Source organism: Thermosporothrix sp. COM3 (genome assembly GCF_059696735.1).
Genome location: NZ_AP019376.1, coordinates 5,728,464 through 5,749,233, shown reverse-complemented (window position 1 = coordinate 5,749,233; position 20,770 = coordinate 5,728,464). Strand labels below are relative to the sequence as shown.

Here is a 20,770-nt window from a genome sequence, read left to right as displayed (position 1 = left end):
AAGGATTCTTTGTATATGCCTGATTCGATACAGCAGCAACTTGCTGCTATCTATAAAAAGATCGATGAACTGCCAAGCTCTTATGTCAATCTCAAAACTCATGAAGTGCAAATCAGAATGCATGAACAAATGATCCAAGAAAATCAAAAAAGGATAGACAATCTAGAAAGCCAGCTTTCGGTGTTGCGCAAAGAGTGGGGGATAGATTTAAAGGAAGCCAATTCGCGGCTAGAGACCATGAAAGAGAAATTTGATAAGCAACTCGATGATATCCAATCATCTAGCCAAATTTTAGCCGAGAGATTCATCATCCTTTCCCGCACGCTCTACTGGTTGCTTGGTGTTCTATCGTCTATCCTCATTGCGGTTATTATTGCCTACTTAACCAGATTTATTCATTGAAGGAGCCATCTATGCAAAACATCTACATTTCTATCCCAGAATATCGCCAACCAGCACAGCCGACAAACTTTGATGATGCTGTGGCAAGCCTCAACCGTTCGGGCGGTTTCTGGCGCATTCAAACACTTGAGAAGGCCACTGGCAACGTGACTCAAGAACAATGGCTGGAAAACGCCTACACGGATAATGGCGTGTTGACCATGTTCAAGGCGTTGGCCGGTGCAAGCACTCCGAGTACACCCCCCGCCTCAATGATCGCCATTGATCAATCTCTGGGTATGGCCTCGCTCTCTGCCGCCATTCCCGCGGGGGGCAACGTGACAAGCATCCAGATCGGCTCTCTGATAGGCGCTTCTATTCCAAGCGGGACAAAGCTGGTCATCAATGCAGGGACTTCTAACACCTTGACAGTTGTCACGACAGCCGCCATCTCAGGAGCCGGAACCGTGGGTGTTCAGTCAACTCCCGGGCCAACATCAAGCATCCCTGCCGGCTCATGGGTCAGGTATGACTATGCCAGTGTCCCGACAGCCGATCCAGGCGCGCTTACGTCTCCTGTGTCCTATACGGCTCCTTTACCTGCTGCACAGTTTACGTATGCAGTCAGCGGGGGCAATTCTGGGTATGGGAATCGCAGTCTGACCGTCACGAACAACGGGGCTTACCTTTTTAGCACGACAGGCACACCGCCGGCCGTTGCCGCCTCATATACAACGGCCTGGCTGGTCAGTGCTAACCCGGTAACAGCAACGACACACACCTTTTTGCGTGTGCCGTTCGACGCCCCTTTGATCATCTCTGACTCGTCAAATGGCCTCATCACTATCACTGAGAAGCTGTAATGGCTGTTTTAGCGCAAGACAATTTCAATAGAGCAGCAGTTTCAAACGGGTGGGGCATGGCGACTGATGGCAAAATCTGGGGAGCCGCTACCAATGACCCGCCTGAGGGTGGGTACTTGGATATGCTCTCAACCAACGGGACGCAAGGGCAAATACGCAACAGCCCGAGTAATCCCGGCTCCCGTTTGCACTACCGACTCGGTTCGGCAAGCACTGGAAATATGGAGCTGCTTGCTACCTTTATTCCTGCCTCGACATCTGATGAGTTCGGGCTTGATGCACGACTCAGTGGGAATGCAGGAACAAGCAACCTGACAGGCTACAGATTCAACTTAAGTTCTGGCTCTCTGCTCATTGCGCGGTTCGTCAACAACAGCACAACGCAGACCTGGTCAGGCCCGGCAAAGTCGATTACTGCCAACACCGCATACAAGATGCGGTTTCGCGTTACAGGAAGCAACCCAACCCGGTTACAAGGGAGGCTTTGGCTCGCGAGCAGTCAAGAGCCGAGCACGTGGGATATGGATGTATCTGACTCCAGCCCGGTTCTGACTGGTGGTTACGGTGTCACCGCTCTTCCGAGTTCAGCATCATGGCTCCGTGTAGATGACCTGACCGTTACCGACAGCGGTGCACCAACGGTGACAGGAAGCGTGACCGAAACCTTGCAGACCCCCTTGCAAGGGAGAGAGCGCGTCACGCTCACGGGCTGGCGACTGGTCAACGAGTTTTCTCGCGGCTCTGAAATGGTCATGAGTGGGCCTGTTTCGGTGGCGCGAGTTGTAGAGACGGTGCAACAGGTTGAGCAGGTTCTTGCAAAAGCTCTCCCCTTCACACGCAGAGATATCACCGAAAGCTCGCGGCAGTTTGAGAGCGTTCAGATTGCGATGCTACGTGCCAGCGATCCTGATGCGCTGATGCAGGTATCAGACCTGGTGCAGCAGTATGAGCGTGTCATGCATTCTCTTCTTGCGCCTTCCATCGAATATTGCGCAAAAATCTATTATGGCGGTGGGCAATATGGGGAGTTAGATGTGCAGCTCAAGGGGAGCCCCGATCTGTACGAGCTGCGCACCGTTCGACAAGTCAGCAATTTCCTGCAAGCGCATCTCTATCCCGAAGTTATCAAGCAAGATGCCCCGGTCTTTTATGATAGGTGCAACCAGGATACTGCGCTCTCCTTGCAAGGGGGGGTTACCACGAACGAGCCGGGAGTGATCGCTTCTGATCCGTCCATCCGCTTTGACGGCTCTACCGGCTATGGCGTCGTAGCAAACATGACGCTGAAGGACTGGAATCAGTACAGCCTTGAGCTGTGGATCAAGTTCGCTGATCTGTCGCGCAATGGCTACTGTAGCCTGGTCGCAACTGACAATCCAGTTTCTACCAATCACGGGATGAGGTTGGATGTCAGTACAGGATCGTACCACGCTCTCTATGTAGCCAATGGCTATGAGGATTTTTTCAACTCCATTGATGTTCCGACCACGTGGCAGTTCAACCAGTGGTATCACGTCGTTGCCACGTATGACAACACGAGATTAAAGCTCTATCTCAACGGCACAAAGGTCGGAGATATCGCTTCATCAGGCAATCTCTCCAATCCTGCTTATGCGCTTACCCTTGCAAGGAATCCCGTCCTGAGCACGTTTTTTGCCGGGTGGATTGATGAGTTTGCACTGTATTCTTATGCGCTTTCACAGACTCAAATAACCGCTCATTATCAGGCTCGCAATAGTTTGTAGACAAGGAGATTCTCTATGGCAAATCTCAATATCCAGTGGCTAGAGGCCGCGCATCATTGGGAAGGTCGCGAGGGCCAGCAACCGCGCTGGCTCATCCTGCATGGGACGGCGGGATTTCACCGTGCATACGATTGCGCGGCCTTTTTCGCAGATCCCGCTACTCAGGCCAGCGCGCACTACATCATAGGACTTGATGGCGAGATCTATCAGTGTGTCAGTGAAGATGATGCTGCCTGGGCCAATGGAGCGGTTACAGGCCCGGCAGGGACCGGCGGCGACAGTGTGCATCATGACGCCTGGTGGTCAGATCTAGGCCTCAATCCGAATCTCGTCACCATCGCCATTGAGCATATCAAGCCAAGCACTGATAATTCAGATGAGCTGACAGAGGCGCAGAAGCGTGCCAGTTTCCAGCTCATCAAGGACATCTGCCAGCGGTGGGGAATCCCGAAGCGTTATGCTGATGCCCGGGGCGGCATTACAGGCCATTTCTCAATGGATCCAGTCAACCGCACCGGCTGCCCCGGGCCCTATCCCTGGGATGAATTATGGAGTTTTTTGAATAAAAATGAAGGAGACCAAAAAATGGGAATACCAAACGGTTGGAAAGATGATGGCAAGACGCTGATCGCACCGAACGGGGTCAAAGTGGTGCAGGGCTTTCGCGACTACGTGCTTGCTCACGCATGGCACCCCGGGAACTGGCCGCTTGAGAGTGAGCATGGAGCAACCCCGCTTGAGATCAGTAATCCGAGCCTGGGTGGCGGCACGCAACAACGCTTCCGCTGGACAACCCTTGAATGGACACCGGCAAAGGGCGTTTTTGAGGCCTGGAGCGGGCAAGAATGGATCAAACTCCGTAGCGAGTACGACCGCCTCACAGGCCAGGTGAAACAGCTCCAGGATCAGCTTGCAGCCGAAAAAGGAAAGAATCATGCTATCGAAGTCGAGAAGCTGAAGCAGCAGCTTGCTCAGTACCAACAGGTAGCAAAGCAGGCTCTTACAGCCCTTCAATCAATCAAATAGAAAGGATTCATAATAGTGACACTTGAACAGCTTATTATGCTCATCAACCTGGTTGTCCCTTTTATTGTGCTGCTTTCTGCTCTGCTTTTGCCGCGGCTCTACGCCCGGTTGCCAGAGCAGGTACAACGGACCGTGCAAGAGGTTGCTCACACAGCAGTACTGGCAGTTGAGCAGCAATTTGACGGGTTGCCTGGAGAGCAGAAACGACAAAAGGCCGTTGACCTGATTATTGCCATGCTCCAGGCCGTTGGGCTAAAAAGCATGAACCCGACGCTGATTAATGCAGCTCTCGAGGCTGCTGTCAGGGCGATGAATCAGGTTGAGAAGCCTAAATCATAAGCGAAAAGAGGTTGACTCGTCAAAAAGTCAACCTCTTGTTTCTCTACAATAATTTCTTCAAATTTCACAACGATAATAAACTATCAATATCGCTGAGAAGCTGTGTCAGTTCGTCTTGAGGTGCCTCCTGCGCTATTATGGTCGCGTCAAAGTGAAGCCCCATCACGGTTATGCCCCCCGGTGCAAAGGCCAGGAGAGCAACAGCCTCAACCAGCTCATCGAGATAGGGCTGTTCACGTCCTGTCCCGTCAGGGTACAGGATCAGGTCGCCAGCTCTGGCGATATCTCGCGTGACCCCCCGAACCTGTTCGATATCTTCAGGCGTTGGCCCACCTTTCCTAAGGTAGTCCCGAATCCGCGGGGGGACACACCTTTGAAGATGTGTCCGCAAGCGGCGCGCGTTTGGATCGTCTCTCCAGTTATGTTCCAATTCATCTCTCCTTGCAAGGAACAGCGCATTCAGCCTTGCCTGTGATCTTCTCCCAGGCCTGCCGGAGATTCCGACAGGATATGCGCCAGCATTCGTAATATAAATTTTCCTTTTTCTCTTCAATAGCAGGATGATTATGCCAGCGCCCTGCTTCCCAGTATTCGGCGAACTTCGTCGCCATGAGTTGAGCATAATTACCATCCACACTCGTAACTGTTGCGAAGATGGAAATATACCTATACAGCTCCATCTGTCGCTTGGGGCTGCCACCAAGCAGATGGACGCGTCGCCCGGCCAATTCCCACGGGAGGAACTGGGCCGCGCCGTAACTGCTCGGCACCGAGAAGCCAATGGCGACGTCTGGTGGGAGCAACTGAAGCTGTTCGGACAGCTTAGGGACTACCAGGGGGACCTCGCAATATTCCGCGAGCTGCTCGTATTGCTTCATTGCCCGTTTGATCTCGCTGAGATCTGTCTGCTTAGCAGACAGATCTGGTACAGTTGCATATTTGGGGCGAAAAAGGCGGACTATCTCAAGGTGACGCTCGAAATCTGCCTTTTTGTAGTTAATATCTATAAATGTCATATTGAATGGAGAGGGTGTCGCATCAGAACGCTGTCCGAGCTGCCAGCCCTCTTCTAGCGCGATTCTTTGCAAGCCAATATTTCCGCCCGCACAGTAAATCAAGTCCATCTCTTCCCCCCTTGCAAGGGCTACTCGTCGTCGTCGGGATCCTCTTCCGGATCGTCATCGTCGTCAACCTTCACACCCGTTATTTGCTCGGCAAGCTGCCGGGCTCGCTGCCTGATGTCTCTGAGCATATTGCTACAGTGAGGGGATGCCCCCTCGCGATAGGTATAGAGCGGGGTAGCCAATGTCTTTGTGGGCAACGCGATAACGTCGACTGCTACCCAGGATTGTTGAATCAATTCTTGCTTTCTCGATTCAGGATCGACGACCGTTAGCTTGATCGCCTTCATTAGTGTTTCCAGACGCACAACTTTCCAGGGGGGAATTTCCCTTGTTGTATAATCACAGATATATATTTTTGAGGGGACGCTGTCGCCAACTTTCAGCCGAGCAAGCTCCCGATAGATTTCTTCTGCCCTTGCAAGGGGCGGGATTTTGGCTCGTTTCGGCCTGCTCTGGCTCTCCGCCTCTTCAACCCAAAGGGATTGTTGATCTAAAGAACTCATTGCTCTTGCCTCCGCTCAATCTCAACAATACTTTGAAAAATTGGAAGTATTTGTTGAGGGACAATGGCATTGCCAAGAGCTTTTAGCCGTTTTGCTCGGTTGGGATCCCGTTGGGTTGTAGTTCTGGGAGGTTCCCAGAGGTATTGTGACTCTCCTGGTTGGGCTGGGCTTTGATATCGGTCCATCCCGGTGGGAAGCCCATAAGGCATTCTACCCACTCGGGGTTGAGCCACTGAGCATCCTGTACTTGTGCGGTGTTGTGCCATCGCACTGCTATGCTCAGTGGCATGCCAAATCCGTTCCCATTGCGGGCCTTTTTCCGGACTGCTTCTCTTCTTTGCTTCCAACTCTCCAATGCTTCCCCGTCGTTGGGATTGCTCGCGGCCGGAGTAGGCCACAATGAAGAGACGATCGCGTCGGTGGGAGGCTCCAACCTCGTGAGCCCCATAGACTGCCCACGCCACATCATACCCCAACGCGTCCAGGTCGGCGATGATACCACCGAAAACCTGTCCAGCGTCAACTGAGAGTAGCCCCGGGACGTTTTCTCCCACAAACCAGCGTGGGTGCATTTTGCCAAGAATCCTGAGAATTTCAGGCCAGAGATTGCGTTCGTCGCTCCTCCCTTTTCGTTTCCCTGCCTGAGAGAAGGGTTGGCAAGGGAATCCACCAACCAGAAGATCGATTTCCCCAAATTCATCGCCTCGTACCTCACGAATATCGCGCATCCGCGCTACTTGCGGCCAAAGCTGCTGTAAGACACGCGTGCAAAATGTATCAATTTCAACTTGACCAACAACCTGTATTCCTGCCCATTCGGCTGCCAGATCGGCACCACCGATCCCAGAGCACAGCGACAGCATTTTCATGGGTGCCCCTCCAAATGCTGAAGCAGATGTTGAAGTAATTTTGAATAATATTGGTCGCGCTTCATTTCTGTCTTGCGCTGCCTTCATACGCATCAAGCGAACGCGCAAGACCAACATACTTAAAAGCATCATTTCAAATCCTCTCTCGAATCATGAAGTATAGTAGCGGTAATAATTTCAAAGACACGGCGCTCGCGCTCCACACTATCAGGAATATATGGAAGCTGCTCTATTTTTTTAGCCGCTTCAGGAAAGAATGTCTGCAAAATGCGATTCTGGTTGCGCGCCTGTTGCTGCCAGCGGAACAGACATTCCCGTTCCTGGCGCAAACGAGCTTGCAGGCGTGCTCGTTCCAAAAACAACACAAACAAATTGATGATCAGCACCACAAAGATCACGATAAAAATGATTGTTTGCATGCCCTATTCCCCTTCTTGCGGGAACGCGTACGCGCTTCCCTCCTCAAACAAACTGAGCTGACGCCGCACAGCTTTTCGATTCAGCCAGAGCACCTCTGTACGCACTTGCCCCTTTTCTGCCAGTGCTGGCATGCTCACACGCTGCCAGTGGGCTAATCGTTGATCATAGAGCGGATGAGCATAACCAGAGAGGACAACTGGGCCGCTATGCCGATCCAGGGCCTCAAGCAGACGAATATGATCTTTTTCATCATTTTGGCTCGTTTCGTCCTGTTCTCTGATTCCGCCTCACCTCTCTTGCCTCCTATCCTCAAATGGCTCCAAGAGGGCCCGAAGCATCCCTTCATAATCCACCTCTTCAGGCTCGTCTTGTTGCACCTTGTGTTGTTGCGCCTCTTGCTGAAGCACGTGGACTCGCTCCAGGCATTGCTGAAGCGAATGGCGCAACTCCGCGCATTCAGCGTCCTGAATGTGGCGCTCTCTTTTCAGCATGAGCAAGAGGACGGCGATAATGCCGCCCTCCACTGCAACTATTCCCATCAAAATATGCATATGTATCTCCTTTTATGAGCAGGTGTGTGGCTCAGGCTTACTTTGATACCAATGCCCACACAGAATACAAAACTCTCTATCCAGACCAAGTGCTTCTTTTAGCTTCTGGGTCTGTTCCAGAACATACGCTTCACGCTCGTCTTCCCCCCAACCTGCTTCCTGGGCGACAAAGTTGACCTCGATCAGGCCTTAAACGCATCGCGCGCGTTTTTGAGACGCGTGAGTGCGTCTGCCTCTAATTTTCCTTCCATCATTCCTCTCTCCTTGAAAATCTCTCACCTGCACAACACGTCATAGCCAGCTCCCGCCGGATCATACCGGTAGGGGATCGCAAGTCCCCTAACTTCTAGCGGGTAGTAGTATTTCAGCGAAAAGCCAATCTCCAAGAATCTAATTGCAGACAACAATATGACCGAAGGGAATGTTTTCCGTGCTTTCACGTATTGATCAACGGCTTGCTCAACGAGCTTCAAGGTATCCCGCTCCTGAGACTCAATCCGCACATATGGCCGGCCCTGCGAATCTACAGGCAAAAGAGGCTCGGTTTCAAAAGGCCTGACTATGCTGGTGATCTGAGTCGGCATATCAGCGAGCTGCTCTCGCCTCAGCGCGGCCCGTTGACGGGCGGATAGGATCGGTTTTCTAAGCATGATTTTCTCCCTTCCCTTGCAAGGTTTCAGCCCAAGCATCTAAGCATTCTTTTTCTTTTTCCCAACTTTCCTTATCATCCGGCGGCGGCAATGACTTGCTCACAAAAGCCTGGAGCTTACGCACCAACCCCTGCAAGGCTGCAATTTCTTGCTCTTGTTCCTTGTACACTTGCACTATCTTTTGCAATAGTTGCACTATCTTTTGCAATAGTTGCTCTTCTGTCATATCTCAGCTCCATTCTTTAGAGAGAAACAGAGCTCACGCACTGGGCATTTTTGTGCTCGCGGCTCATCAGGAGCAGTACATTTCCTTGCAGGGAGACGCCCGCTTTTCTGGGCTTTGATCACTCCGCCTACCACCTCATACATCCTCCTGGTATAGGGCTGGGCCAATTCTTTATCATGTTCAATTGCCCACATTTTCACCTTCTGCGTATTTTTATTCTCAACCAGCACCAGACCATAGGGAATATTCAACAGGTGACAATAAAGATTACATTGATGCCAGGCTGCTTCAGGCGGATTTCCACGCTCGTCAAGCGCCTGCCAGGTTTCCTGCTTATACCCCTTTATTTCCACGATCAGTTTGTAAGAACCAAATTGGATGATTGCATCAGGAGTGAAGTGCAAGAAACGGGTTTCATCGAAGTGGCTCTTCTCGACTTCAATCACACGGGCAAAGTCAGAGAAGAGCTTTTGATATTTCTCATGCAGGTGCCAGCCATGCAAGAAGACTGCATTCTGCAAGGCGTCCCAGGGCTTTGCTTCAGGACGCCTTGCTTGCTCAGGATGAAGAGCCAGAAGCACATGGCGCCGTGGACACCATTCCGACTCAGGCACCAGAATGGCAGAGGCATGAGGTGCACCTGTCCTGAGAGGTTTGGAAGCCTCCCAGGAATTGAACATATCATCAAGCTCCAGCCGCAGTAAAGCGGCCAGAGCTTTCAAGTTGGGCTTATTAGAATTCTGGAATGTCATCATCCACCTCAGGAACAGGCGCGACAGGCGTGGAACGTGACTCAACAACAGCAGGCGACAACGCTTCTAGAATGCGCTCTCGCACAAGGTCAGGGCCTGGAATAGCAGCCTGAATCTGGGAGGCTAGAGCTGTTGGCGTTTTAGGCATAACCACAAAGGCCTTGCTTTGCCCAGAGCCGACCTGCTCAATGGTAAAATCACAGCCAGTAATAGAGCCGCCACTATCAGGATCGCGCATATAGCTTCGGAACGCTTTCAGAATCATGCCCGCGGTTCCAAAACTCGTCAGTTCTAGCACACGGTAACCAGCTATCTGCTTTTCCACCTCTGATCCATCCTCTACCGTTTTGTACGTCATCGTCTGCCCGGTATGGGTGTCGATGACTTTGTACACATAGATAGGCAAGTAGAAAACCGTATGAGCATTCAGCTTCTTGTCATCTACGGCGCGCTGGCAGTATGCACATTGTTTGCCAATTTCAGCGGCGCAAACTGCGTTCACGCGATTCTCAGCATCTGGAGCAAACTTGTTATGTTTTTGCAGAACAATCACTTGATCCAGATTGTATAGAGGACGAACCAGTGCTTTCTGTCCCTCTTTCAAAAAGAGAAAAACCGGGCGTTTTGAGGCTGGTTTTGGAGCTGCTGCTTTTGCAAGTTCATTGTCGATCAGATCAAGAGGATTTACTTTCGTTGCCATGTGTTCATCTACCTTTCTTCTCTTCAAAACTTTTCAAAACTTCTGAGATGTCTGGTTCGAGGGGAACAGACAGAATGTAAGAACCAAACACCTCACACTGCTAAGTTTAACTAAGTTTTATTAACTTGTCAATACTATAGCATACTTTAGTAAAATGTGGTATTATTTTTACAACTTAATCAAAGTACAAGAAAGGAAAGACAATGGAGCATCTACTTACCACCAAAGATGTTGCAAGACGCTTGAACTTGCATGTGCAAACAGTACTCGAGCTGATACACAAAGGAGAGCTGAGAGCGGCGAATATTGGAAATCGATACCGAGTCGAAGCTTCAGACGTAGAGGCCTATCTTGAACAGGCTCGCCAGCGCGCTACAAAAACTCCTCAGGAGACACAGGAGGAGACACGAAATGATTGAACTTCGTCCCGATCAGCAAGAGGCTCTGCAAGCTGTCCTTACAGCCTACAAGCAACGACCAGAGGACGGCAAGGCATTAATAGTCGCCGCTACTGGCTGGGGGAAAACCGTGTTCTTCAGTTCCCTTGCAAGGGAGCTGAAGAGCATCAACATCCTCATCCTGGCGCATCGTGACGAACTCCTTGACCAGGCGCGTGAAAAGCTGCAAATGGTTGACAGCTCTGCAATAGTAGGGAAGGTAGGCGGGGGTTCTTACGAGTGGGGCGCACCGATTACTGTCGCGGGAGTCGACACTATTTCCCGCGACAAGCACCTGAAGAACCTTCATAAGTTCAACTACAAGCTCATCATCGTGGATGAGTGCCACCATGCGCCTGCACCAAAGTATCAGAAGGTTCTCAATGCTCTTCCTAATGCGTTCCGACTCGGTGTCACCGCGACACCTGAGCGACTGGACGGCAAATCTCTAGAACCAATCTTCGGAAAACCGCTTTTCCGAATGGACATTAAAGATGCTATCCAGCAGGGCTTGCTCTCTGATATCCGCAGCATCGCCATTAGAACGGAGACAAGTCTAGACAACATTAAATCTTCCAGAAATGCCGATGGCGAAATTGACTTCAACCAGAAGGAACTTGAAAACGCTATTGACACACCTGCGAGGAATCAGCGAATAGTCGAGGCATACCAGGAACATGCCGTAGGACGTAGAACTATTTGCTTCTGCGTTTCCGTAGAACATGCTCACAATGTTGCAGAAGCGTTCAATCAGGCCGGTATTCCTGCCGCTGTCGTCTCTGGCACAACCTCCCTCACGGAGCGTGCCAGACTCTATAGTCAGCTTAGAGATGGATCTTTGAAGGTACTCACAAATGTCTTAGTTTTAACTGAGGGCTTTGACTTGCCAGCAGTAGACTGCGTCATTATGGCGCGGCCTACGCAAAGTAACAGTCTCTACATTCAGTGCATTGGGAGAGGAGCGAGACGCGCCCCGAACAAAATATACTGCCTCATATTGGACATCACAGACAATTGCTACAGGCTCCGCTTGTCACCGCAAAATATTAGCAAGGCTCTGGGATTAAAGATCAATGGTGGCGAGCTGCTCACAGAAGCAATAGAGCGAGAGGAGAAAGAAAAAGCAGAACAAGAGGCACGCGAGAAACGCGCTCTCATTCGCAAACTCAACGAGAGACGGCATGAAGATAAGGAGATTGATCTGTTCGCTCTGCCTGAATGGCAGGAGAAGCCTGGAGGCTTGTATGTGTTAGAAGTGGGACCTCGCAAACACCGCATAGCTCTAGTTCCATGCTCTTCTTCTGGATGGACTCAGCTCTATGATGTTTGCGCTCGTCTCGCACCTGATTTCCAGGGACAGCGCTGGCTCAAGGCACAGCCGCTTGATTACGCACTTCAATACGCTGAGAAGCGAGCACATCAGCTTCTGGAAGATCCAGGCTCAGTCAAACTGCTAGATAGAAACGCAGCCTGGAGAAGCCAGCCGCTTGATCCCGCAGGCAAACAAGCAAAGATGCTTCGCTGGTACCGCATTCCAATACGAGACGGAATGACCAAAGGCGAAGCATCTGATCTCATCAGTGAGCATAAGGCCAAACTTGAACAAAAGAAAGCCCGAAAAGCAGCAAAACAACGCGAAGAAACCGCCTGAGAATGGCGGTCTTTTTATGCTTCTTGCTCCTCATCAATATACTGAGGAGTTAAAAGATCGAGCACATCATCTTCCCAGACAAAAATTTCTTTCCCAAATTTTAGTCTGAACCTTCTCACGTTATTCCTTTTGAGGATAGGGAGCAGTGCTGTGTAAGATATGCCCAATTTTCTTTGGGCCTGCTGTAGAGTCAAAGCACGCCGCTCCTCACCACGCTCCGGATCATATACTATACGTACCTCGGACTGCTCTTCTTGTTCAGATCGTTCTTCCTTCTTATCAGTCATTTCTGGTCGGTCCTCTCTTTGGATATGGTAGCAGGGGAATCGGGGTAGGGAATTGCATACGTATACAATTCCTTGTAAAACTATACCATCAGAGAACCAAGATTACAACAGTAAGGTTAACTTTCATAAAGTTAACCTTACAAAGCTTCAAAATGTCTCAATTTGCGCAGGTTCTAACATGAGATCCTTGCAAGGGTAGAGCCGCGTAGCTCCATGAGGCGGCGGCGCACCTTTCAAATGATCCAGCGTAACCCTGATCTTATCTCTTTCTATATGTTGCCGGAGCTGGCTCATATCCCATATACGGCCAGGGCCATCGGGCGTCATGACGTGTTCTGAGCCAATCAAGCGCTCGTACTCAGATTGGATATCAAGAGCGCGCTGGATTTCCGGTCGGCCTATCGGAGTCTCAGCTTTCCGTTCCGATATCACCGGCGGCGCATCGGGCGGCGGCAACTGTGCAGCCCAGATGCCGTCCTGCACCCATTGCCGAACGCTGTAGCCATCACGTTCCGTGTTCAGTTTCTGAAGCATCTCATTGACATCTTTATAGCCGAATGGTGGAAAACGTATTGCATTAGGCAAGACGCGGAGCCAGTAATCAGCTCCCTGATAGCCCGCTTCATCCGCATCGAACGCCTGCAGCACATGAGAGGCAAGCGATAGCTCTGCAATCCAACGCATCAAGCGCCCTCGCGTAGCACTCCCGGTGGCGACACAACCGGTAATGTCGCCTGCCTCTTGCAGCACTGACAAGCAGTCAAACTCTCCCTCTACCATCACGACAGGCGCGTTTGGCCTAATCGTATGTACTCCATACAGTCCTTCAGCACTGCCCATAACCTGACCATAGTCCATTTTTTCACCCGGCCTCTTGATAGCTATTTTCCAAAGCCGATCCCCTTCGAACCAGGGGATAATGATCCCATTGGGGACGCGTACCCCACCCTTTTTCTTTTGCTCTTCTGTCGGCTCTATGCCCCAGTTTTCAAAGCTGTCCATATACCATCTTCCATCTTTCTTGAGCGGCATATAGCCCAGGTGATATTTCTTTATGGTTTCCTCAGTCAACCCTCTCCCTATCAAATAATGAAGGGACTCTCGACCTTGCAAGGAATGCCACAGATAATGAGTGGCCATCTGTACAATTTCCTTCCCGGCTTTCTGCCAGGCCTGGTGAGGTGGTCTGTTATTGTTCACCAATTGAGCGAGAGAAGGGGCAGTATAGGTAGACATATCATCATCCTCAATTCCTAATTCCTCACATGCTTCACCGAAAGACATGTTGCAATATTCAACCAAAAACCAGGGTGCAGACCCCTCCTTACCACAAATGCGGCACCAATAATGCGGCCTGGATCCCTCTGGCCATACATGAAAGCGATTATCTCCGCGTTTGCAGAACGGGCATGACCCCCAGTATTCAGGCCCGAATTCATAGTGATTGGCTTCAAGGGTTAGCGTTATTCCCGCTTTTTGCTCAATCAATGTTACCAGGTCAATCTTTGCAGATGTATACGCCACATGCTTCCTCCTATCGTCTATCCAGCTTTCTTATGATTTTCAAAAGCTCATTCTTGATTCGCTCCTGATCTAAGGCATTGAAGCCACTCAGATAGTCTTGCGTCTCTTTCGATCCCACCGCTTGTCGAATCAGCAAGGCTGCAAGCTGGTTCGCATAGATCTCGACATCAAGTGACGAAAGTCGGTAATAGTCAGTTGTCATCTGTCCCATCTTCTTCAGGCTCCTCTTCCTTCAATCTGTATTTCTCACTGTGAGATGTCGCATATTTCTCGACAATACCGGCTCGTATCATCGCCTTCAAAGCATCCTCTAGCTGCTTAGAAGAATATTTCTTGAGATATGAGGTTCGCAATGTGTTTAACGTTAGCGCTCCCTGTCGCTTGAAGATCCGCATGATAGCGTCTTCAAGCTTGGCTCCTTCAGTCTCTGTCGAGGCGGGTAAGTTCACCTGCGCATACAGTTCATGGAGACTCAGGCGCAAAATTTCCGCCAGCTCCTGCGCTTTTGCCCAGTGGCGCAGCTCAATATGGTTGTTGTTTTCCAGACTTGCCATGAGTAAAGACATCCGCAATGCCGTTTCTGGCAAGCGGGTATAGCTGGCATTAAAATCCTCATGTGGGAAGCTCCAGAACAGCTTTTTGAGAGCCGTGCGATAGCGTTTATAGGCCTCGTATGCCTCTGATGACATGGTTGCCTGGGTCTCTGGCAACTCTTCACGAACGATATTGTATCTGCCGGTCGGACTCCCATTCTTGTCTGTCACAGGCTCCAGTTCGCAAGCTGGCACGCCTAAACGCTCATGCCAGCGTTGCAAGGGCCGGACCAGTTCTTCTGGGATGAGCAACTCGCCAAGCTCCAGAGTTGCATCTTTTGGTGTGACAGGAGGTGCCGCAACAAACGAAAATCGTGCCCAGAAACCGTCTGTCCAGAAATCAGCTCCAGATCCTGCATTTTCGCGAATGTTAGGCGGTGTCATACAACCCAACAGAGAGAGATAAGGCCGTTTGATGACCTCAGATCCACGTGAAATGGTGCTTGAATCAAATTCTGATGGACAGCCATCCAGCTCCAGGAATAACGAGACAAATTCAGCATTTGTGCTGTTCCGTCTCAAAACAGACTGCACGAATTTTCCAAACTCATCAAAGTACAATCCACGCTGGCCCGCCATCGACAACCGTTTTCTGATCCGTTCCTGCGCCTGTGCATCCAGATCCTCATATTGTGCTGGAATATGCACGCCTGCCATATCTGAAAGCAATTTCGCGGGCGACACTCGCTTCGGGGCCAGCAAATGCCCCAGACCGGCGTTGAACAAAACGTCCACTGCAACCTGTGCGGTTGTACTTTTGGCAAATACACTGGACTTGCCGTAGAGCGCAATCATGAGGTTTCCATAAATGCGCTTCGTTTGCAGAGGCAGGTAGACCCGCCGCGATGCTACAGTTGAAAGCAACCACATACCACAAAATACATGGTATGCTTCATAGCCCTCTGGCGAGGCCTGCTTACTGAAAGCTTCATATACTTCCAGGTATTGGCAGGCCCCCCGACTCAGTTCTTCTGGTAAGTGTGCCTGTTCAGGCAATTCTGGAAAGCCGATCTCTTGTGCCCTTGCAAGGGGAGCTGATGGTGTGGAAAGGAGATCAGCGAGAGCCGGATGCGTTTTAGCAAGGGCTGTAAAGACCCTCTCTATCGCCTCTGGATCGCCTTTAGCTCTCTCATATGGGGCTTCTAGCATGTCTGCCACATCTTCCCAATCAGGCCCCAGATCGGGCCTGTTTTGAGGCTTTTTACCGGCCTTGAGGTTGGTAAAATAGTCTCGGGCGCGCTGGTCGTACATGGCCGCCTGCTTTGCGGTAAGAGATGAGGGTGCGGCAACCATACGTATTCTCCTTTTTATTCGCAGAACTTTATTTACAGGACACTTCAATTTCTGTTCGCGGGCGCTCTTTGTCCACAGCTTTAGCCGCGCGGAGATCGACAACCAGGTTGTCATTGAGGCCAAGAAAATTGAACACAGCATCCTGGGAGATTTTGATACCGCCATCAATATCTCTCATCCATAGTGATGGCAGGTAGAACTTTAAAGTCATTTGAAGTGGAGTTTTCTGCTTATTTTCACGGATTACCCGAACAGCCTCCCAGTTCACTTGAGCATTCGCCTGCAACATCCATGCGGCCTCTTCCTTGAATTGTTTTGCTTTCGGAGATGAGGCCAGGCGACGTGTGCCAGAAACTACCTGGTAGGATCGATTGATTGAGGGAGGTAAAGGGAGTGTTCCTTGACAAATAATGAGATTATTTATCTGTTCAATAGTTGTCATAACTTTGACCTTCTTTTCATTTATTTCTCTTCCTTCTCAAGAAAAGGGGTTTGAACCTTTATCCTACTGCAACCTTTCCTTAGGTCACAGCCCTTCTCATCAGGATAAAGCAGGCTTTTATTGAAGTCAAGTATACCAAAGTTTAATTAACTTGTCAAAACTTTAATTAAATTGTCAAAAGCTAAGTTATAAAAAAAAGAAACTACAAACAAAATTCTGTAGTTTCTCCTCTTTACCTATAGCTTGCACTGGCTTGTAGAGCCAAACGAGCAAAACTACAGAAACTACAGACTGCAGAAACCAAAGAAACACCCAAAAATCGTCTGTAGTTTTTACCGTGCAAGGGGTTGCCTCTCTTCCCTGGAAGATTCCTCATGTTGTCCGTACAAATACTCTCTCCAATAAGATATCTTGTTATGACAAGACTGTTGTACTTACGACATAATTATATTCATAATAATATTATTATGATAATAATATTATTATGAATATAATAACTATTTTAGAATAGATAGCGTTGTATGGACATCCTGCACTGTACCCCTTGCACGGCACAAGAAACTACAGACCATTTTCGGGACTTCTTTGATTTCTGTAGTTCTGTACTTTGCGACTTCATTGGCTTGTAAAGCCAATGGAAACTACAGACAGGTGCAGAAAAAAAAGAAAGCTACAGAAACCCGTCTGTAGTTTCCTCCTTGCAAGGGGATAGGCTACCGAGAGCGAAGAGGAAGGCTGCTGAGTTTGGTTCAGCAGCCTTCCTCTTGAAGGCTTTTTAGGAAATGAGTAAATCCTGTAATTCTATGATATCATTATCACCCGACCAGATCCCTTCCATGATCTGATAGCCCAAGTTCGCTTCAGACAGTTCTGCTAAACCGTTCAAAAAAGAGGGGCGCCATAGTGCTCTTCTTTTTTTGTCATAGTTTTCTCTTGTGCGCTCTATTCCGTGCAAATGCCTGGTATGCTGGTTGCAGTCCTTCAGAGGTCAGAAAGGCGAAGGTGAGCGGTACCGTTGCAACGCAATGGGATGTTTGGGATATGGCTGTTGAAGCAGTGCAGGATCTGAAAGTGCTGGCCTGCTCCACGAATCAGGGGCAGGTTGCTGTGAGCGAAGAGGGAGGCTGCTGAGTTTGGTTCAGCAGCCTTCTTCTTGAAGGCTTTTTAGGAAATGAGTAAATCCTGTAATTCTATGATATCATTATCACCCGACCAGATCCCTTCCATGATCTGATAGCCCAAGTTTGCTTCGTTCAGATAGGTTTCGCTTTGAAGTCGTTGCGCAAAAAGCACAACAGCTTTCCAGAGAGCGATGGAGAGTTCTTTGTCCTTTTTGGCTCGTGGAAGTTTGAGAGATGCAAACATGGCTTCGCTCAGAATGCCCAGATGAGTGCGGGCTGCGACGGGCAATTTCGCATTGAAGTTTCCACTTTCGATATCAATGATCTGCCCAAAAGTCTCCAACGCGATATCTTGCCGACCAAGATAGGCAAATGCAATTCCTCGATGCCTTATTAATCTGGCATGGCTATGATTAATGTAAGGGGGAATATGTTCTGTATTTGCCTCCCTCGCAAAAAAGGTTTCTTCGGCTTTCGCCAGGGATGCAAAGGTTTCCGGCTTCCGATGGAGCGCCTGGTATTTCGCCAGACCGGTGTAAACCCATGACTCGATTACGGGGGAAACTTTCGTGTGTCGCTTTTGTTCTATCAGATAGGCTGCTTCTTCTGCATACTGAAGAGCATTCATCTTCTGATACCCCGAAGTCCATTCATAAGCGCCGGTTAATTCTCGGAGAGCCAGGACAAGGGACGCTCTGTTCTGACTTTGTCTCGCATAGGAAACTCCTTGTTCCGCATACAGCAAGGCTTTTTTTGTTCCTTCGAGATGGTAGCTGATCCTAGACTTGAGTTGGAACGTCTGAGAAAGAAGTGCAAGTGCTACATGCTCATACTTTCCTTGTGCTGCTGCTTGTAAGAGAGGCACGTAACTTCCCAGAACGGAGTATGCACACTCCATTTCTTTTCGCTCGCCTGCCGCCAGATAACCACAAGCAGTGAGGCCCGCCGCGCACTCATGAATTACTTCTTCTGCTGTACGTTTGTCAGATCTCCCTTTTAACAGTAAGGGGAGTAATGCGACCCGTTGTAATGCTTCTGTTCGCATAGGTTCTGTTGCCTCATCGATAATACGTGAAAGCTCCTGCTGTAGCATCCAGCAGGATTCAGAGGGAGTGAATGTTATTGCCATGAGTTGAGTTGTAAGATCGGCTTGGATGTAGGTTTGAAGATTATGTGTTTCCTGTGTGGTGTTTACAGGCATTGGTATGTTCTCGTCATCCAGACCTAGTTCTTCTTTTGACGATCCATACACCTTGCATAATTTGGCTCGATAATAGGCTGATGGGGTGGCTCCTAATTCCCAACGGTTCAGCGTATTAGGAGCACAGCCTATGTGGCTTGAAGCTGTTTCTAGCGTCCAATCCCTGCTTGTCCTTGCTTCTATTAATTTTAATCTTTTAGACCGTTTTGTCATAATCCTACATCCCTTCTTACAATAAACCACAAAACTGTATATCTGGTATTTAGCATAGCATGATTAGAAATACTTGTCGAGTGGAAAAACGGCATCTTGTTGAGGAGATGTTGAAATCTGTAGAAAGAAGAAAAATTGGAGAAAAGAAAGCTTGTTCATACATTCAAAATTGCATTTTCAGCTTGTATTCTCATTATAGATAGTTATACTTCTTTAGGGATACAACGATTGAGAGATGAGAAACAGGAGATATTTGATGGTAGAGAAAGATTACACAGTCAAAGCAGGCGATTATACCCTGTACAGTGGATCTGATCCTCAGGAAGCGCGTCGCGTATTTTTGGAGGCGGCAAATGATCCTGCCTATTTTGAGTGCAGAATCCAGCTTCTGAAAGGCGACCAGCTTCTTGGGGAGTTTCTCGAACGGATCGGACACCGACAACAGGACAAAGAGCTACTGAAATCGATCGAGAAGGAAGGAGAGAAAAATGAAGCAGACGACCTTGAGCAATGACGCCATTTTTGCACTGGTTGACCAGCACATCTTTGGCTTTGAGCCGACGTGTCACGGGCCGTGCCAGTACTGGTTCTTACGGGGGCATCTGGACATCTACAAGTGCCGGGAGTGTGGCGCGGAGGTCGTGAGCGACGATTTTCGACGTGTGCCGTCACACCATCCCCGACGCATTCCAGAATACCGCCTGGAACAGCTTCTGCAAGCGGTCAAACACCTCTCGCCAGAGCAACAGAAACGGGTTGTCATCGAGCTGCTTGCTGATGTCTCCTCAGAGAACTGGTCCATCACAACGGTGCTCATACATCTGCTTGTCACTATGAATGCTCGTCAGCTTGCCATTGCGATGCTTTGGGCACTTGGCGTTCTCTCTGAGCAGGAGCAAACCCATGAGTAAAGCGTTGTTTCGTCAAGACTGCTGGTATCGCACCATGCAAGGGGAGCTGGTCCATGTGATTGGCTATGAGGCCGATGAGCCTGACACACCCTATACGATCGCTTCGTTTGACGGGAAACAGTATTTCTGTAACCCTCTGGGGAGGGAGGAATCTGGGCTTTTCTCCCTGGCAGACGCTGAGATTGTGGAGCCACCACCGGGCAAGGAAATCTTTCTGTTTCGGGCGGAGCTGATCCTCGATATCAAAGTGCTCGCAATCGATCAAGAAACGGCCCGCATGCTTGCCGCGGAAATGTTGTCCCCGCGATCAGGGGACGATCATGTAATCATCATGTGCCATCAAAAGACACACATACAGGACAGGGAGGGTCCAGAACATGCTTCAATGGATGAGAAAGAAAATCGCTGACTGGTTGCAGGCGTTGTATGAGGCAAACCGGGTTCCTGAGACATGGGGGAGCCCGTCCGTTTCGCGTGAGACGTTTGAGCAGCTCCGTGAACGGGGCTTTTTCGCGGCTGGTCGGTATCTCTTCGGGCGGCTTCGTGAGGTTGGCCGTCCTGAGTGGTCACCAGCTCGCAAATTTGTCGCGCTTATCGTTGGTATCGGCCTGGTCGTGTGCGTGAACGCGTTCCTGCATACCTTCACGAAAGAGCGAAGGCCAGAAGTGACGACGGCTGGTCGTCGCCAGTTTTCGCCTCAGGTGCCAGCAGGGGCTGTACTGCTCTATGCCATCGGTGCAAGCTTATTGGTGGCGCAGAATGGCGAGGAGATCTCCGGCGGAGGTAGCGGAGGTGGATATGAAGGCACAGGGTGGGATGATTCAGAGGCGACGGAATACCGGCCCTACAAGCGGCGCGATGAAGAAGATGGAGGAGTCGGGAACGAAGACCTGTCGATATATGAACATTTTGATCCAAACGAGAACTATTAAAACGAGTATACTGAGA

At 49.8% G+C, this 20,770-nt stretch carries 28 protein-coding genes; 12 read left to right on the top strand and 16 right to left on the bottom strand.

Annotated elements, in window-relative coordinates; all coding sequences use genetic code 11:
- Positions 1-15: 15 nt before the first annotated feature.
- Genes KTH_RS24460 through KTH_RS24440 form a run of 5 tightly spaced genes read left to right on the top strand, consistent with a single transcriptional unit; the run spans position 16 to position 4,354 of the window.
- Positions 16-402, top strand: coding sequence for a hypothetical protein (locus KTH_RS24460; protein WP_111326213.1), 387 nt, complete (start codon positions 16-18; stop codon positions 400-402).
- An 11-nt stretch (positions 403-413) separates the two neighbouring features.
- Entirely contained in the window at positions 414-1,244 is an 831-nt protein-coding gene (locus tag KTH_RS24455; protein ID WP_111326212.1) for a hypothetical protein, read from the top strand.
- Positions 1,244-2,989 carry a LamG domain-containing protein gene (locus KTH_RS24450; protein ID WP_497621557.1) on the top strand — a complete coding sequence of 582 codons (1,746 nt, stop codon included), beginning with the start codon at positions 1,244-1,246 and terminating at the stop codon, positions 2,987-2,989. Before KTH_RS24455 ends, KTH_RS24450 begins: the two co-directional genes overlap by 1 nt.
- A gap of 15 nt (positions 2,990-3,004) precedes the next feature.
- The gene (locus KTH_RS24445) at positions 3,005-4,015 is read left to right on the top strand and encodes an N-acetylmuramoyl-L-alanine amidase (protein ID WP_497621555.1); all 1,011 of its coding nucleotides are present in this window, start codon (positions 3,005-3,007) and stop codon (positions 4,013-4,015) included.
- Between the two features lie 15 nt (positions 4,016-4,030).
- Complete coding sequence (locus tag KTH_RS24440; protein WP_497621553.1) at positions 4,031-4,354, top strand: phage holin; 324 nt, start codon at positions 4,031-4,033, stop codon at positions 4,352-4,354.
- A gap of 64 nt (positions 4,355-4,418) precedes the next feature.
- Here KTH_RS24440 and KTH_RS24435 read toward each other — a convergent pair whose 3' ends face one another.
- The 10 genes from KTH_RS24435 to KTH_RS24390 form a co-directional block, all read right to left on the bottom strand.
- Entirely contained in the window at positions 4,419-4,784 is a 366-nt protein-coding gene (locus KTH_RS24435; protein WP_497621551.1) for a hypothetical protein, read from the bottom strand.
- 1 nt (position 4,785) lies between these two features.
- On the bottom strand, positions 4,786-5,478 hold the full coding sequence (locus KTH_RS24430; protein WP_497621549.1) for a DUF6610 family protein: 693 nt from the start codon (positions 5,476-5,478) through the stop codon (positions 4,786-4,788).
- 20 nt (positions 5,479-5,498) lie between these two features.
- Positions 5,499-5,981 carry a hypothetical protein gene (locus KTH_RS24425; RefSeq protein WP_497621547.1) on the bottom strand — a complete coding sequence of 161 codons (483 nt, stop codon included), beginning with the start codon at positions 5,979-5,981 and terminating at the stop codon, positions 5,499-5,501.
- Positions 5,978-6,850 carry a DNA cytosine methyltransferase gene (locus tag KTH_RS24420; RefSeq protein ID WP_497621545.1) on the bottom strand — a complete coding sequence of 291 codons (873 nt, stop codon included), beginning with the start codon at positions 6,848-6,850 and terminating at the stop codon, positions 5,978-5,980. The genes KTH_RS24425 and KTH_RS24420 overlap by 4 nt, the downstream gene beginning before the upstream one ends.
- A 128-nt stretch (positions 6,851-6,978) precedes the next feature.
- Entirely contained in the window at positions 6,979-7,269 is a 291-nt protein-coding gene (locus tag KTH_RS24415; protein WP_497621543.1) for a hypothetical protein, read from the bottom strand.
- Positions 7,270-7,557: 288 nt separating this feature from the next.
- Complete coding sequence (locus KTH_RS24410; protein ID WP_497621541.1) at positions 7,558-7,821, bottom strand: hypothetical protein; 264 nt, start codon at positions 7,819-7,821, stop codon at positions 7,558-7,560.
- A 275-nt stretch (positions 7,822-8,096) separates the two neighbouring features.
- Entirely contained in the window at positions 8,097-8,471 is a 375-nt protein-coding gene (locus KTH_RS24405; RefSeq protein WP_497621539.1) for a hypothetical protein, read from the bottom strand.
- Positions 8,464-8,697, bottom strand: a complete 234-nt coding sequence (locus tag KTH_RS24400) for a hypothetical protein (RefSeq protein WP_497621538.1) — start codon at positions 8,695-8,697, stop codon at positions 8,464-8,466. The genes KTH_RS24405 and KTH_RS24400 overlap by 8 nt, the downstream gene beginning before the upstream one ends.
- Positions 8,694-9,452: a PD-(D/E)XK nuclease family protein gene (locus tag KTH_RS24395; RefSeq protein ID WP_497621536.1), complete on the bottom strand. Its 759-nt coding sequence runs from the start codon at positions 9,450-9,452 to the stop codon at positions 8,694-8,696. Before KTH_RS24395 ends, KTH_RS24400 begins: the two co-directional genes overlap by 4 nt.
- The gene (locus tag KTH_RS24390; RefSeq protein ID WP_497621535.1) at positions 9,430-10,149 is read right to left on the bottom strand and encodes a hypothetical protein; all 720 of its coding nucleotides are present in this window, start codon (positions 10,147-10,149) and stop codon (positions 9,430-9,432) included. Before KTH_RS24390 ends, KTH_RS24395 begins: the two co-directional genes overlap by 23 nt.
- A gap of 203 nt (positions 10,150-10,352) precedes the next feature.
- Between KTH_RS24390 and KTH_RS24385 the strand changes: the two genes are divergently transcribed.
- Together KTH_RS24385 and KTH_RS24380 are read left to right on the top strand one after the other, a co-directional pair.
- Positions 10,353-10,568 (top strand): helix-turn-helix domain-containing protein, encoded by a 216-nt coding sequence (locus KTH_RS24385; protein WP_497621533.1) that lies wholly within the window; start codon positions 10,353-10,355, stop codon positions 10,566-10,568.
- Positions 10,561-12,237, top strand: a complete 1,677-nt coding sequence (locus KTH_RS24380) for a DEAD/DEAH box helicase (RefSeq protein WP_497621531.1) — start codon at positions 10,561-10,563, stop codon at positions 12,235-12,237. The genes KTH_RS24385 and KTH_RS24380 overlap by 8 nt, the downstream gene beginning before the upstream one ends.
- Positions 12,238-12,251: 14 nt before the next feature.
- On the opposite strand, the gene KTH_RS24375 is transcribed toward KTH_RS24380, so the two are convergent.
- From KTH_RS24375 to KTH_RS24355, 5 genes are all read right to left on the bottom strand, one after another.
- Positions 12,252-12,524, bottom strand: a complete 273-nt coding sequence (locus tag KTH_RS24375; RefSeq protein WP_497621529.1) for a hypothetical protein — start codon at positions 12,522-12,524, stop codon at positions 12,252-12,254.
- A 147-nt stretch (positions 12,525-12,671) separates the two neighbouring features.
- The gene (locus tag KTH_RS24370) at positions 12,672-14,048 is read right to left on the bottom strand and encodes a CHC2 zinc finger domain-containing protein (RefSeq protein WP_497621527.1); all 1,377 of its coding nucleotides are present in this window, start codon (positions 14,046-14,048) and stop codon (positions 12,672-12,674) included.
- A gap of 10 nt (positions 14,049-14,058) precedes the next feature.
- On the bottom strand, positions 14,059-14,259 hold the full coding sequence (locus tag KTH_RS24365) for a hypothetical protein (protein ID WP_497621525.1): 201 nt from the start codon (positions 14,257-14,259) through the stop codon (positions 14,059-14,061).
- The gene (locus KTH_RS24360; protein WP_497621523.1) at positions 14,240-15,934 is read right to left on the bottom strand and encodes a DUF3987 domain-containing protein; all 1,695 of its coding nucleotides are present in this window, start codon (positions 15,932-15,934) and stop codon (positions 14,240-14,242) included. The genes KTH_RS24365 and KTH_RS24360 overlap by 20 nt, the downstream gene beginning before the upstream one ends.
- 28 nt (positions 15,935-15,962) lie before the next feature.
- Entirely contained in the window at positions 15,963-16,376 is a 414-nt protein-coding gene (locus tag KTH_RS24355; RefSeq protein WP_497621521.1) for a RusA family crossover junction endodeoxyribonuclease, read from the bottom strand.
- A 1,002-nt stretch (positions 16,377-17,378) separates the two neighbouring features.
- Here KTH_RS24355 and KTH_RS24350 point away from each other — a divergent pair.
- The gene (locus KTH_RS24350) at positions 17,379-17,507 is read left to right on the top strand and encodes a hypothetical protein (RefSeq protein WP_497621519.1); all 129 of its coding nucleotides are present in this window, start codon (positions 17,379-17,381) and stop codon (positions 17,505-17,507) included.
- 33 nt (positions 17,508-17,540) lie between these two features.
- On the opposite strand, the gene KTH_RS24345 is transcribed toward KTH_RS24350, so the two are convergent.
- Positions 17,541-18,911 (bottom strand): helix-turn-helix transcriptional regulator, encoded by a 1,371-nt coding sequence (locus KTH_RS24345; protein WP_497621517.1) that lies wholly within the window; start codon positions 18,909-18,911, stop codon positions 17,541-17,543.
- Between the two features lie 256 nt (positions 18,912-19,167).
- Between KTH_RS24345 and KTH_RS24340 the strand changes: the two genes are divergently transcribed.
- The 4 genes from KTH_RS24340 to KTH_RS24325 are packed head-to-tail and all read left to right on the top strand — an operon-like array spanning position 19,168 to position 20,754.
- Positions 19,168-19,425 carry a hypothetical protein gene (locus KTH_RS24340; protein ID WP_497621515.1) on the top strand — a complete coding sequence of 86 codons (258 nt, stop codon included), beginning with the start codon at positions 19,168-19,170 and terminating at the stop codon, positions 19,423-19,425.
- Positions 19,400-19,822 carry a hypothetical protein gene (locus KTH_RS24335; protein WP_497621513.1) on the top strand — a complete coding sequence of 141 codons (423 nt, stop codon included), beginning with the start codon at positions 19,400-19,402 and terminating at the stop codon, positions 19,820-19,822. Before KTH_RS24340 ends, KTH_RS24335 begins: the two co-directional genes overlap by 26 nt.
- Positions 19,815-20,231, top strand: coding sequence for a hypothetical protein (locus KTH_RS24330; RefSeq protein WP_497621511.1), 417 nt, complete (start codon positions 19,815-19,817; stop codon positions 20,229-20,231). Before KTH_RS24335 ends, KTH_RS24330 begins: the two co-directional genes overlap by 8 nt.
- Positions 20,200-20,754 (top strand): hypothetical protein, encoded by a 555-nt coding sequence (locus KTH_RS24325; RefSeq protein WP_497621509.1) that lies wholly within the window; start codon positions 20,200-20,202, stop codon positions 20,752-20,754. The genes KTH_RS24330 and KTH_RS24325 overlap by 32 nt, the downstream gene beginning before the upstream one ends.
- Positions 20,755-20,770 lie beyond the last annotated feature (16 nt).